This is a genomic window from Spirillospora sp. NPDC047279 (genome assembly GCF_040643285.1).
Taxonomy (GTDB): domain Bacteria; phylum Actinomycetota; class Actinomycetes; order Streptosporangiales; family Streptosporangiaceae; genus Spirillospora.
Genome location: NZ_JBEYUA010000032.1, coordinates 38,019 through 50,002 on the forward strand (window position 1 = coordinate 38,019; position 11,984 = coordinate 50,002).

Consider the following 11,984-nt stretch of genomic DNA (forward strand, 5'->3'; position numbering starts at 1 on the left):
GCTAGCGCGGCAGCTCCCGGCCCTCGGCGACCGACTGGAGCTTGTCGGGGTTGGCCACCAGGTGGATCGCGCCGACCAGGCCGTCGGCGTTCACGTCGACCGACACCGTGGTGATGGGGCCCGCCGGGCCGTCGATGACCAGCGCGGGCTCCCCGTTCAGCACCACCGACCGGAGGCGCATGTCGCGGGCCTCGACGCCGGCGTACGGCTGCCCGCCGACCGCCGCCAGCCAGCGCCCGACCTTCTCGGCGCCGTGGATCGTGCGGAGCGCAGCCCGGACCTTGCCGCCGCCGTCGGTCCAGAGCGCCACGTCGGGGGCGAGGAGCTCCATCAGCCGGTTGATGTCGCCGCCCATCGTCGCGTCCAGGAACCGCCGGGTGACCGCGAGCCGCTCCTCCGGACCGGCCTCGAACCGCGGCCGCCGCGCCTCCACGTGCTTGCGGGCCCGGGTGGCGAGCTGCCGGACGGACGCCTCCGAACGGTCCAGCGCGGTGGCGATCTCGGCGAACGGGAAGCCGAAGACCTCCTTGAGGACGAACGCCGCCCGTTCCAGCGGGCTCAGCGTCTCCAGCACGACGAGCATGGCCATCGACACCGACTCGGCCAGCTCGGCGTCCTCGGCCACGTCGGGCGAGGTCAGCATCGGCTCGGGCAACCACGGGCCGACGTAGCTCTCGCGCTGCGCCTGCGCGGACCTGAGCCGGTCGAGCGCCACGTTGGAGGTGATCCGGATCAGGTAGGCCTGGGGGTCGGCGACGTCCGCGCGGTCGGCGGCCGACCACTTGATCCAGGCGTCCTGGACCGCGTCCTCGGCGTCCGCGGCCGTGCCGAGCATGCGGTACGCGACGGCGAACAGCAGGCCGCGGTGCTCCTGGAAGACCTCGCTCAGGGAATCCAGATCGGACATGACCCCCACTCTATTCACGCACCCTTCCCGTCTCCCCGGTGGTCTTCGCGGCCGGGATCTCGCAACGGTCCTTGAAGCCCTGGCCGGTCAGGCCCGCCGCGGCGTTGAACCGCGACCGCAGGTTCTCCACCGCGACGATCATGGTCAGCTCGACGAGCTGCTTCTCGTCCAGGTGGCGGCGCAGCCGCCCGGTCAGCTCGTCGGTGACCTCGGGCGGGTCCGCGGTCATGGCCTCCGAGTACTCCATGACCAGCCGTTCGTCCTCATCGAACAGGTCGCTGTCGCGCCAGTGCGGCACCGCCTCGAGCTTCTCCAGCGGGATGCCGTGCGTGGTGGACTCCCAGGTGCCGAAGTCCACGCACCACGAGCAGCCGATCCTGACCGCGGAGGCCATGACGGCCAGGTCCTTGAGCCGGTACGGCAGGGCCTTCCACCTCATCACCTGGCCCTCGAAGACCGCGTAGGCGAGCGTCACCCCGGTGTGGTGGCCCATCGCGCGGGCGGGCTCCAGCTCCTCGCCGAACTTGCGGCGGGTGGCCCAGCCGCCGATCCGGTTGAGCAGCGTCCTGCGGGGTTCCAGCGAGATACGGGCGGCCATGGCGGCGTCTCCTCAGTTCCGTGGACGGCGGTCACGAGCAAGGACGGGCGGCCCGCCCCGGATGTGACATCGCCCGGCAAACTGCTGGTTAACGAGGGGCGCGGGCCGGATCAACCCCAAGATCGTGGGTAATGTGCCTGCCATGAGCGGATCCCCGACACGGGTGTTCATCGCCCGGCTCGCCGGAATCGCCGTCTTCGACCCGGCGGGCGACCAGGTGGGGCGCGTCCGCGACGTGGTGGTCTCGCTCCGCCTCGGCGCCAAGCCGCCCCGCGTCCTCGGCCTGGTGGTCGAGGTACAGCCGCGGCGGCCGGTGTTCCTGCCGATCACCCGGGTCACGGTGATCGAGTCCGACGCGATCGTGTTCAACGGGCGGCTGAACGTCCGGCGGTTCCAGCAGCGCGAGTCGGAGACGCTGGTCATCGCCGAGATGCTGGACCGGACCGTGACCCACCGCGAGAACGGCGAGGCCCTGGCGGTCGTGGACGTCGCCATGGAGCCGACGCGCACCCGCGACTGGCTGGTGGGCAAGGTGGCCGTGCGCCGTTCCCGCGGCCGTGGCCTGCGCCGCCGGCACGGCGAGGTCTTCGTCGTCGACTGGGACGCGGTGACCGGGTTCGGCGCCGTCGAGCACGGCCAGGGCGCCGCCGGGCTGATCGCCGCGTTCGAGAAGATGAAGCCGGCCGACCTGGCCAACTTCGTCCACGACCTGCCGGAGAAGCGCCGCGCCGAGGTCGCGATCGCGCTGGACGACGAACGCCTGGCCGACGTCCTGGAGGAGCTGCCCGAGGACGACCAGGTCGAGATCCTCGGCAAACTCGAGGTGGACCGGGCGGCCGACGTCCTGGAGGCGATGGGGCCCGACGACGCCGCCGACCTGCTGGGCGAGCTGCCCACCGAGCAGCGCGAGCAGCTGCTGACGCTGATGGAGCCGCAGGAGGCGGCGCCGGTGCGGCGGCTGCTGACCTACCAGGACGACACCGCGGGCGGCCTGATGACGACCGACCCGGTGATCGTCCCGCCGGACGCCACCGTCGCCGAGGCGCTCGCCCAGATCCGCAACCCGGACCTCAACCCCGCGCTGGCCGCGCAGGTCTACGTGTGCCGCCCGCCCAGCGAGACGCCGACCGGCCGCTACCTGGGCACCGTGCACTTCCAGCGGCTGCTGCGCGAGCCGCCGTCGTCGCTGGTCAGCGGCAGCGTGGACGCCGAGCTCGACCCGCTGCGGCCGACGATGTCGCTGGAGGCGGTGGCGATGTTCCTGGCCACCTACAACCTCGTGGCGGGCGCCGTCGTGGACGAGAACGGGCACCTGCTCGGCGCCGTCACCATCGACGACGTCCTCGACCACCTGCTGCCCGACGACTGGCGTGAGACCGTGATGGACGCCACCGCCGAGGAACGTCCCGACCCCGAAGAAGAGGCCGTGCGCAGCGGCGAGCTCCCTGTCGTCGACGACGAGATCCGGCCTTCCGGCCGCGACGGGAGGAAGCCCGTATGACGCCGAGCCGCCTCGACCAGCCGCGCGAGGTCCGCCGCACCACCCTGCCGCGGCCGCACTACGACCCCGAGATGTTCGGGCAGCTGTCGGAGCGCATCGCGCGCTTCCTCGGCACGGCGCGGTTCCTGGTCTACATGACCGTGTTCGTCGCGGTCTGGATCCTGTGGAACCTGCTGGCGCCGTCGGCGCTGAAGTTCGACCCGTACCCGTTCATCTTCCTGACGCTGATGTTGTCGCTCCAGGCGTCGTACGCCGCGCCGCTGATCCTGCTGGCGCAGAACCGCCAGGACGACCGCGACCGCGTCCAGTACGAGCAGGACCGGGCCCGCGGCGAACGGTCCGTCGCCGACACCGAGTACCTCACCCGCGAGGTCGCCTCGCTGCGCCTGGCCCTCAGCGAGGTCGCGACGCGCGACTTCATCCGGTCCGAGCTGCAGTCGATGCTGAAGGAGATGGAGGCCGCCCAGGGCAACGGCAACGGCCGGCCCCGCATGGACGACACCAGCCGCCTGTGACGGCGTCAGCCGACGGCCACCGCGGGCTCGTCGGCCAGCTTGTCGAGGATCATGCCGAACTGGCGCAGGTCGTCGTCGTCCAGCCGGCTCAGCACGTAGTCGCGGACGCCCTGCTGGTAGGTGGGGGTGGCGGCGGCGAGCCGGGCGTGCCCGGCCGGCGTCAGGACCGCGAACAGCCCCCGCGCGTCGCTGCTGCACGACTCGCGCCCGACCAGTCCCTCACGCTGGAGCCGGTCGACCAGCCGGGTCAGCCCGCTGCGCGACAGCAGCACCCGGTCGGCGAGATCGTTCATCCGCAGCCGCCCGTGCGGGGCCTCGCCGAGGTGCATCAGCACGTCGTACGAGCCGAGCGCGAGGTCGTGGTCGGCCAGCAGGTCCGACTGGAGGCGGCGGGAGATCTGCACCTGGGCCCGCAGCAGGGTGCGCCAGACGATCAGCTCGGCGGCCGAGATGGTGCCGGACGGCGCTGTCAGCGGCGGTGCCGCCCTCCCAGATGTCACGCCCCGATGGTACGGCCCCGGGCGATCCGGCGCGACGCCGTGACCGGCTGTGTCGTCAGGTGGAATGATCACCCCCGGGGGGTTTGCGACCCCGGATTAACAGGCACCCGCGCGGAGTTCATACCATGGGTGCATGGCCTCCCAGTTGACGACCGAGCAGGTGACCGCGGCGCTCGCCACGGTGAACGATCCTGAGATCCGTAAGCCCATCACCGAGCTCGACATGGTCAAGAGCGTCGACATCGCGGCGGACGGCACCGTCCACGTCGGCATCTTCCTGACCGTGGCCGGCTGTCCCATGAAGGACACCCTGACCAGCAACGTCACCGAGGCCGTCGCCAAGCTGGACGGCGTCACCTCGGTCCAGGTGGAGCTCGACGTGATGAGCGAGGAGCAGCGCAAGGCGCTCCGCGACAAGCTCCGTCCCGGCGACGCGGGCAAGGAGATCCCGTTCGCCAAGCCCAACAGCCTCACCAAGGTCTACGCGGTGGCCAGCGGCAAGGGCGGCGTCGGCAAGTCGTCGGTGACCGTCAACCTCGCCGCCGCGCTCGCGGCCCAGGGCCGCAAGGTGGGCGTGGTCGACGCCGACATCTACGGCCACTCGGTGCCCCGCATGCTGGGCGTCGAGCACTCGCCGACCAAGGTCGAAGACATGATCATGCCGCCGTCGGCGCACGACGTGAAGGTGATCTCGGTCGGCATGTTCACCGCGGGCAACCAGCCCGTCGTCTGGCGCGGCCCGATGCTCCACCGCGCGCTGCAGCAGTTCCTCTCCGACGTCTACTGGGGCGACCTCGACGTCCTGCTGATGGACCTGCCGCCGGGCACCGGTGACATCGCGATCTCGGTCGCGCAGCTGCTCCCGTCCGCCGAGATCCTGGTCGTGACGACCCCGCAGCAGGCCGCCGCCGAGGTGGCCGAACGCGCCGGTGCCATCGCCGCGCAGACCCACCAGCAGGTCGTGGGCGTGATCGAGAACATGTCCTACCTCGCCTGCGCCCACTGCGGCGAGCGGCAGGACATCTTCGGCTCCGGCGGCGGCCAGACCGTGGCCGACGCGCTCACCCAGACGCTCGGCACCCGCGTCCCGCTCCTGGGCCAGATCCCCATCGACCCGCGCCTGCGCGAGGGCGGCGACAACGGCACCCCGCTGGTGCTCTCCGACCCCGACTCCGGCGCCGGCAAGGAGCTCCGCACCATCGCCGACCGGATCGGCGGGCGTTCCCGCAACCTGTCCGGCATGTCCCTGGGTCTCACACCGAAGAACAAGATGTGACCCGCGTCACCCGGTGACGAACGAACGGGCCCGCCCCCGCTGAGGGGCCGGGCCCGTTCCACGTTCTCCCGCCGCCGACCTCAGGTGGCCGCGGCCGATGGTCTCGCCGTCAGGTGGTCTCGCCGTCAGGTGGCCTCGACGTCAGGTGGCCTCGACGTCGAAGGGGGGACGCTCGCCGTATTCGAGGTCGCCGGTGGAGGCCATCGAGGCGTAGGACTCGTCGTCGTCGAAGACGCGGCCGTTGGTGCGGGTGGTGTCGTCCTCGTCCTCGAGCAGGTGCTTGCGGACGAACGTCTTGGGGTTGAGGTCGGCGATGTCGAAGTCCTTGAACTCCGGCCCGAGACCGTCCTGGAGGTCGGCCTTGGCGCTGTTGGCCATCTGCCGGAGTTGCCGGAGGGCACGGCCCGCCTGGCCTGCGACCTGGGGAAGCTTGTCACCGAAGATGACCAGGGCGAGCACGACGAGCACCACCATCTCGCCCAGTCCGACGTCGAACAACGCGTCCTCCACAAGCCAAGGGGATCCGGGCGCGTACGGCCCGGATCCCCCAGCGTATCCCCAGTCCGGATGAACCGGATCTGAACGTCAGGCCGCGGCGAGTGTGACCTCGACCGTGGCCTCCTTGCCACCTCGGGTGTAGGTGACCTTGATCTTGTCGCCCGGGGCCTTGCTGCGGATCTGGGCGGCCAGGTCGGACGGGTCCTCGATCGGCTGGTCGTTGATCTTGGTGATCACGTCGCCGGGCTTCAGCCCCGCGCGCTCGGCCGGGCCGCCCTTGACGATCGGGACGATCCCGTTCTGCTCGGTTTCGCTGATCTTCACACCGGGGCCCTGGAACCGCTGGTCCATGCCGATGCCCAGCTGGGTGCGCTTGGCGCTGCCGGTGTTGATGATCTCCTCGGCGACCCGCTTGCCCTGGTTGATCGGGATCGCGAAGCCGAGGCCGATGCTGCCGCTCTGCTGCTCGCCGCCGAGGCCGCCGCCGCTCAGCGTGGCGATGGCGGTGTTGATGCCGATCACCCGCCCCTTGGCGTCGACCAGCGGGCCGCCGGAGTTGCCGGGGTTGATCGCCGCGTCGGTCTGGATGGCGTTGAGCACCGAGCCGTCGCCGCCGCCCTCACCGCGGGTGGGCACCGCGCGGTTGAGCGAGCTGACGATGCCGGTGGTCACCGAGCCCTGGAGGCCGAGCGGGGAGCCGATCGCGATCACCGGGTCGCCGATCGCGAGCTGGTCGGAGTCGCCCGGGGTCAGCGCCGGCATCGAGTGCTGGCCCTCGGTCTTGAGCACCGCGATGTCGGAGCCGGGGTCACGGCCCTTGATCGTGGCGGGCAGCTGCTTCTTGTCGCTGAAGACGACCGTGATCTGTCCGCCGGCGGCGTTGCCGCCCGCGGAGACCACGTGGTTGTTGGTGACGATGTAGCCGCCGTTGACGATGAAGCCGGTGCCCGCGCCGCCCTCGCCGCCGCCGGTCTCGACGCGGATCATCACGACGCTGGGCAGCACCCGCTTGGCGATGCCCGCCACCGAGTCGGGCGGGCGGTTCTGCACGGCCGGGCCGCCCGAGCCGTTGCCTCCGCCGAGGCTGACGCCGCCCTCACTGTCACCGGTGGCCATCACGCCGATGCCGGCGCCGACGCCACCGGCGACCAGCGCGACGATCAGGCCGATGATGGCCAGAACGCCGATACCGGGGCCGCCGCGGGACGGGACGGGTGGCGGCGGCACCGGAGCCCAGTTGGGGCCGGTCGGGGACGGGCCGAACCCGCCGGGCGGGCCGCCCATGGGCCGCGGGCCGCCGGGCGGCGGCGGGCCCATCGGCCGCGCGCCCGGAGGCGGCGGCACGGAGCCGGGGCCGGGGGGCGGCGCGGGCTGGTGGCTCGCGTGGGGCGGCCAGCCGTACGGGGCGCCCTGAGCGGCCGCACGCGGGTCGTGGTTGTGCGGCGCGAAGCCGGGACGCGGCCGGGACGGGTCGGACAGGCCGTCGATGCCCTCGGGGATGGGCGTCTCGACCGCCGTGGGCCGCGCCTGCCCCGGCTGCGGAACGTCGTCCTTGGCGAACATGTCCGGCGGCGCGAAACCGCCGGCTGCGGGCTGCGAGGCCTGCCCGGCGGGCGCCGAGGCCTGGTCGCCCGGCCAGTCCACGCTGTCCGCGGGAGCCGGGGCTGACTGGCCGTTCGGTCCGGGCGCGGGGCCGCTCGGCCCCGGGCCGGCGGCACCGAGCGCCTCAGCGACACCGGAGGACTCGGATCCTTCGGACGATTCAGGCGAAGGCCGCCCATCGGTGTCCTGGGGACCCTCCGCCGGCTGCTGGAGGTCGTCGTCCGGCTGGTCCTGCCGTTCGGCCCCCACGGCCCGCTCAGCCCCGTAGCCGGCGACCACCCGGTCTTCTCCCGGCGACGCCTTGAGCGGCTCGCGGCTCTCTTCCGTCATCCCCATCTCTCCTACCGAGCATGGTTCTCGTCATCCGGGCTCATCCTGCCCAGCGGGGCATGTGGTGAGGATAAGGCCTCAACCGAAAGGATTGACCCACGCGCCCAGCCTCCGCAGCCCCCGTCCGAGCCGGCCCCAGAACCGCGGGCCGCCGTCCGGGAACCCCTTGATCACCGAATCGGCGGTGCCGCGCGGGGCGTCGGCCAGGATCGTGTAGACATACCCGTCTCCGGCCCATACCGCCCATCGTTGCAGGGAGTCGCGCTGGTAGACCGTGCGGCCGTCGCTCCGGGTCCGCCGCCACCCGGCGAACCGCCGCTCGTCCAGATCGCCGCGCTGGACGAAGACCGAGACCGCCGCCAGGCCGTCGGAGTAGCTCAGGTGGACGGTGGAGCCCGCGGCGTCGGCCTTGGGCGCCGACATCCGGGCGTCGTAGAGGCTGAGACGGCCCGGCAGGTCCCGCGGGACGTTCCAGCCGCCCTCGCGCAGGGTGCCGAGGTCGCCGGCCGCCAGCCGGTGCCGCCAGGGCAGGGCGGCGGCCGCGGTGCCCTTGGGGATCTCGGGCGTGCTCTCCCCGAACGACCTGCCCCCGTACACCTGCACGGAGTCCTGGGCCTTGCTGATCCGCAGGTCGCGGAACCCGGTGGACGCGACGGCCCGCCCGGCGTCGTCGATCAGCTCGCGGTGCAGCATCAGGCCGGTCTCGGAGTCGAGCCAGAACCGCCCGGCGGCGGTGCCGTCGGGCCGGCGCGCCTCGATCACGCGGGCACGGCGGCCGCAGACGGAGGCGTCGGCGGTGCGGACGACGGAGTAGTTGCGGGTCAGGAGGGCCAGCATCTCGGTGGTGAAACCGGTGAGCGCGCCCCTGATCGCGGAGTTGTCGGCATGGAACGTGGGGCCGGGCGCCGGGGCCGGGGGCGCACCGCGCGGCGGCTCGCCGTTCCTCCCCTGGGCCGCGCCCGGATCGAGGTAGGTGCCCTCCCCCGGCGCGTGCACGACCTTGACGGCGGAGGTCTTGACCCCCTCGCCGCCCCAGGTGGTGAGGACCTGCATGCCCTCGTACGGCACCTGCCGGGCCGCCTCGGCGGCGGCCTGCAGCAGGCGCACCGCCTCGGGGTCGCTGCGCAGGCGCCGGGCGGCGCAGGCGTCGCCCGCCACCGCCGCGGCCAGGGTCAGTGCCCCGGCGAGGCCGCCCGCCATCATGGCGCCCCGCCGGCCTCCGAGCCCGGCTCGCAGGGTCACGGCTCCGGCGAGATCTGGGCCGGCACGTCCTCGTTCACCGGATCGGTGAGCGGGACGTCTCCGGACGTCAGCGCGTGTTCGACGGCGAACCGGTCGAACGCGGGCGTCACCGTGGGCACGTCGCGCTCGCCGCCCGCGGCGTAGGAGGCGGCGCCGAGCCCGAGGAACAGGGTGGCGGCGCCGACGGCGAGATAGCGGCGGCGCGGGGCACGGTAGGCGACCACTCCGGCACCCGCGAGGGCACCGCGTCCGGCCCCCCGGCCGGCGGCGGCCGCGGCTCGGCCCGCGGGACGGTTGTCACGCGGCCTGGACGACACCGGCGTGCCCGCGCGCGGCCCGGTGCCGCGCAGCAGAGGGGCCCGCGCCGGTGCGGGCCTGCCGGTCGGTGTGACGATCTCCGGAGCGGCGGCCGGCTCCCGCGGCCCCGTCCCGGGACCGGCGCCCGGCGCCGTCGTCTCGCCCGCGCCCATGGCGCGCAGCCGGGACATCAGATCACCGGACGGGAGGTCGTCGCTCCCGTCGATCAGCGGAAGGTCGGCGAGACCGCGCAACCGGCCCTTGAGGCGGCGCAGCGCGTCCGCCTCGGCCCGGCACCGCTCGCAACGCGCGAGGTGGGCCAGCGCACGGTCGCGCTCCTCGTGACCCAGCTCACCGTCGACAAGAGCGGTCAGACGCTCCCCCAGACAACTCACGCGGCTCCCTCGTCGTTCTGATCAGTCGCGCGCGACCGGCACGCGCGTCCGGCGCCCTGCTACACGCCCTCCGGCTGAAGCCTCCGGCGCGGGGCACGGTGCTCGAGCGCGGCGCGCAGCTGCGCACGTCCCCGGTGGATGCGGCTGCGCACGGTCCCAAGTTTGACACCCAACGTCGCCGAGATCTCCTCGTACGACAGCCCCTCGATGTCGCACAACACCACGGCCGCCCGGTATTCGGGGGCCAGGGCGTCGAGCGCGGCCTGGACGTCGGCGTCGAAGTTGCGGTCGTCGAACGCCTGCGCGGGCGTGGGCTCACGGCCCTGCAGCCGCTCGGCGGCGTCGTCTCCCAGCCCCTCGAAGCGAATGCGCTGGCGGCGGCGCGCCATGTCGAGGAACAGGTTGGTGGTGATGCGGTGCAGCCAGCCCTCGAACGTGCCGGGCGTGTAGTTCGACAACGAACGGAACACCCGGACGAAGACCTCCTGCGTGAGGTCCTCGGCGTCGTGCTGGTTGCCCGTCAGCCGGTAGGCAAGGCGGTAGACGCGCCCGGAGTGCTGGCGGACGACCTCGTCCCACGACGGGGGCGCCCACTCCGCGTCCGGAGCGTTCTCCCTTGCCGCTGCGTCACCGAACCCCTGCCTGGGCCCGACCCCCACAGCGCCCTTGAATGTAAGTGCTGCGACTCCCATGGTCCCGGGTTGTTCCTCTCTGTACCTAACGCTGTCGCTTGGGAACGACACGGTCACGCCTGGGCTGGGGCGGTTGTGGACCGACTGTCAGTTAGAACGCGACGAAACGCGAGTTGGTTCCCGGTCAGCGATATGGTCTTTCCAGCATGAGCCAGGCGGGGGTCCCGCGAGGAGGCAGCCATCGACGCCATTCAGGCCACCCTGGCCTACGTGGAGGATTTCCTCCCCGAAGACGAGCCCATTCTCAACGCGCGCCGTCTCGGCGAGGAGATCGGCGCCGTTCCGATCGGTCCCGCGGGCGGTGCCGCGCTGCGCTTCCTCGCGGCCATGATCGACGCTCGTACGGTGGTGGAGGTCGGGTCCGGCTGCGGGGTCTCGGGCATCTGGCTGCTGCGCGGCATGCGCAAGGACGGGGTCCTGACGAGCGTCGACGTCGAGCCCGAGCACCAGCGGCTGGCCAAGCAGGCCTACGTCGAGGCCGGTCTGGGCACCTCGCGCACCCGCATGATCGTCGGCCGTGCCCTGGAGGTGCTGCCCCGCCTCACCGACGGCGCCTACGACCTGGTCTTCTGCGACGCGGCCAAGCAGGAGTACCCCGCCTACCTGGAGGACGCGCTCCGCCTGCTGCGTCCGGGCGGCGTGGTGGCCTTCGACAACGCCACCTGGCACCACCGGGTGGCCGACCCTGACGTCCGCGACCCCGAGACCGCGGCGATCCGCGAGGTGAGCCGCATGGTCCGCGACGACGAACGGCTCGTCCCGCTGCTGCTCCCGGTCGGCGACGGCCTCCTCTGCGCCGTCAAGCGCGACGCCTGAGACGGCGATGACGGCCATGAGCGGCGACCACGACCACGACGCCTCCTCCGTCGGCACCGACCCGTCCGGCGGCTCCCCCGCCGGGGCCGGGAGCACGGGCGGGAGCGAGGAGCTGGCGCCGTTCGTGGTGCGCGGGCGGCTGACCTGGCGCAACACGGTGTCGATCACGGCCTGCCTGATCCTGGTGATCGCCTCGGTGGGCTTCATCGCGGGCGGGCTGATGCGCGGGATGAGCGCGGGCAGCGTGCTCTTCGTGGTGATGGGGGTGGCGGGGCTGGCGCTCTTCGGGGCGGGCCTGTCCACGTCCACCGGCATGCTGATCAGCCGCCGGCCGCTGCTGGTGCTGGAGCCTGCGGGCGTCCGGCGTCCGGCCCGCTGGCCGCTGCCGCGCCGGTCCGACCGGGTGCTGCCGTGGGCCGAGATCCACGGCATGTGCGCGGTGCGCCGCGGCCTGGCGAGCGCCAAGCGCGGCGAGCTCGACCATCTGGTGTTCCTGCCGTCCGCCGACCTGCTCGAACTGGCCCGGACGGCCGAACGGCCGCAGTTGGTCGCGCTCACCCTGCCGGACGTCCCGATGACGGCCGCGGCGGCGCGCTGGTGCTTCGCGATCGACTCCGGCTGGACCGCCTCGCTCAAGGAGATCGTCTCCGAGGCGCGCCGCCGCCACGAGATCCCGGTGGTCGACCGCCGCAAGAAGTGACCCGGCGGCAGGCGCCCCGGACGACGAGCAGCCCGGACGACAAGCAGCCCGGACGACGAGCAGCCCGGACGGCAGGCGGCCCCGGGGCCGTCGCCCCGGGGCCCACCGCGGGCGG

At 72.9% G+C, this 11,984-nt stretch carries 13 protein-coding genes; 5 read left to right on the forward strand and 8 right to left on the reverse strand.

What is annotated here, in order from left to right:
- Position 1: 1 nt before the first annotated feature.
- On the reverse strand, positions 2 to 907 hold the full coding sequence (locus ABZ810_RS45950; RefSeq protein WP_358414549.1) for an RNA polymerase sigma-70 factor: 906 nt from the start codon (positions 905 to 907) through the stop codon (positions 2 to 4).
- 10 nt (positions 908 to 917) lie between these two features.
- Positions 918 to 1,505, reverse strand: coding sequence for a carboxymuconolactone decarboxylase family protein (locus ABZ810_RS45955; RefSeq protein ID WP_358414552.1), 588 nt, complete (start codon positions 1,503 to 1,505; stop codon positions 918 to 920).
- A 142-nt stretch (positions 1,506 to 1,647) separates the two neighbouring features.
- On the opposite strand from ABZ810_RS45955, the gene ABZ810_RS45960 reads away from it, so the two are divergent.
- Together ABZ810_RS45960 and ABZ810_RS45965 are read left to right on the forward strand one after the other, a co-directional pair.
- The gene (locus ABZ810_RS45960) at positions 1,648 to 3,006 is read left to right on the forward strand and encodes a CBS domain-containing protein (RefSeq protein ID WP_358414554.1); all 1,359 of its coding nucleotides are present in this window, start codon (positions 1,648 to 1,650) and stop codon (positions 3,004 to 3,006) included.
- Entirely contained in the window at positions 3,003 to 3,521 is a 519-nt protein-coding gene (locus ABZ810_RS45965; RefSeq protein ID WP_358414557.1) for a DUF1003 domain-containing protein, read from the forward strand. Before ABZ810_RS45960 ends, ABZ810_RS45965 begins: the two co-directional genes overlap by 4 nt.
- A 5-nt stretch (positions 3,522 to 3,526) precedes the next feature.
- On the opposite strand, the gene ABZ810_RS45970 is transcribed toward ABZ810_RS45965, so the two are convergent.
- Positions 3,527 to 4,021, reverse strand: coding sequence for a MarR family winged helix-turn-helix transcriptional regulator (locus ABZ810_RS45970; RefSeq protein ID WP_358414560.1), 495 nt, complete (start codon positions 4,019 to 4,021; stop codon positions 3,527 to 3,529).
- Positions 4,022 to 4,154: 133 nt separating this feature from the next.
- Here ABZ810_RS45970 and ABZ810_RS45975 point away from each other — a divergent pair, with 133 nt between their 5' ends.
- Positions 4,155 to 5,297: an Mrp/NBP35 family ATP-binding protein gene (locus ABZ810_RS45975; RefSeq protein ID WP_358414563.1), complete on the forward strand. Its 1,143-nt coding sequence runs from the start codon at positions 4,155 to 4,157 to the stop codon at positions 5,295 to 5,297.
- A gap of 141 nt (positions 5,298 to 5,438) precedes the next feature.
- Here ABZ810_RS45975 and ABZ810_RS45980 read toward each other — a convergent pair whose 3' ends face one another.
- The 5 genes from ABZ810_RS45980 to sigE form a co-directional block, all read right to left on the reverse strand.
- Positions 5,439 to 5,795: a sec-independent translocase gene (locus tag ABZ810_RS45980; RefSeq protein WP_358414566.1), complete on the reverse strand. Its 357-nt coding sequence runs from the start codon at positions 5,793 to 5,795 to the stop codon at positions 5,439 to 5,441.
- Positions 5,796 to 5,882: 87 nt separating this feature from the next.
- Positions 5,883 to 7,727 carry a trypsin-like peptidase domain-containing protein gene (locus ABZ810_RS45985; protein WP_358414569.1) on the reverse strand — a complete coding sequence of 615 codons (1,845 nt, stop codon included), beginning with the start codon at positions 7,725 to 7,727 and terminating at the stop codon, positions 5,883 to 5,885.
- Between the two features lie 78 nt (positions 7,728 to 7,805).
- Positions 7,806 to 8,969 carry a sigma-E factor regulatory protein RseB domain-containing protein gene (locus tag ABZ810_RS45990; protein ID WP_358414572.1) on the reverse strand — a complete coding sequence of 388 codons (1,164 nt, stop codon included), beginning with the start codon at positions 8,967 to 8,969 and terminating at the stop codon, positions 7,806 to 7,808.
- Positions 8,966 to 9,661, reverse strand: coding sequence for a zf-HC2 domain-containing protein (locus ABZ810_RS45995; RefSeq protein ID WP_358414575.1), 696 nt, complete (start codon positions 9,659 to 9,661; stop codon positions 8,966 to 8,968). Before ABZ810_RS45995 ends, ABZ810_RS45990 begins: the two co-directional genes overlap by 4 nt.
- 59 nt (positions 9,662 to 9,720) lie before the next feature.
- On the reverse strand, positions 9,721 to 10,353 hold the full coding sequence (gene sigE, locus ABZ810_RS46000) for an RNA polymerase sigma factor SigE (protein WP_358414578.1): 633 nt from the start codon (positions 10,351 to 10,353) through the stop codon (positions 9,721 to 9,723).
- A gap of 210 nt (positions 10,354 to 10,563) precedes the next feature.
- Here sigE and ABZ810_RS46005 point away from each other — a divergent pair, with 210 nt between their 5' ends.
- Positions 10,564 to 11,169: an O-methyltransferase gene (locus ABZ810_RS46005; protein WP_358414581.1), complete on the forward strand. Its 606-nt coding sequence runs from the start codon at positions 10,564 to 10,566 to the stop codon at positions 11,167 to 11,169.
- 7 nt (positions 11,170 to 11,176) lie between these two features.
- Complete coding sequence (locus ABZ810_RS46010; protein WP_358414584.1) at positions 11,177 to 11,869, forward strand: hypothetical protein; 693 nt, start codon at positions 11,177 to 11,179, stop codon at positions 11,867 to 11,869.
- The last annotated feature ends 115 nt before the right edge of the window (positions 11,870 to 11,984 follow it).

Coding starts and splice junctions, on each gene's coding strand:
- ABZ810_RS45950 (WP_358414549.1), bottom strand. CDS start 907: ATGTCCGATCTGGATTCCCTGAGCGAGGTCTTCCAGGAGCACCGCGGC.
- ABZ810_RS45955 (WP_358414552.1), bottom strand. CDS start 1,505: ATGGCCGCCCGTATCTCGCTGGAACCCCGCAGGACGCTGCTCAACCGG.
- ABZ810_RS45975 (WP_358414563.1), top strand. CDS start 4,155: ATGGCCTCCCAGTTGACGACCGAGCAGGTGACCGCGGCGCTCGCCACG.
- ABZ810_RS45960 (WP_358414554.1), top strand. CDS start 1,648: ATGAGCGGATCCCCGACACGGGTGTTCATCGCCCGGCTCGCCGGAATC.
- ABZ810_RS46010 (WP_358414584.1), top strand. CDS start 11,177: ATGACGGCCATGAGCGGCGACCACGACCACGACGCCTCCTCCGTCGGC.
- ABZ810_RS45965 (WP_358414557.1), top strand. CDS start 3,003: ATGACGCCGAGCCGCCTCGACCAGCCGCGCGAGGTCCGCCGCACCACC.
- ABZ810_RS45985 (WP_358414569.1), bottom strand. CDS start 7,727: ATGACGGAAGAGAGCCGCGAGCCGCTCAAGGCGTCGCCGGGAGAAGAC.
- sigE (WP_358414578.1), bottom strand. CDS start 10,353: ATGGGAGTCGCAGCACTTACATTCAAGGGCGCTGTGGGGGTCGGGCCC.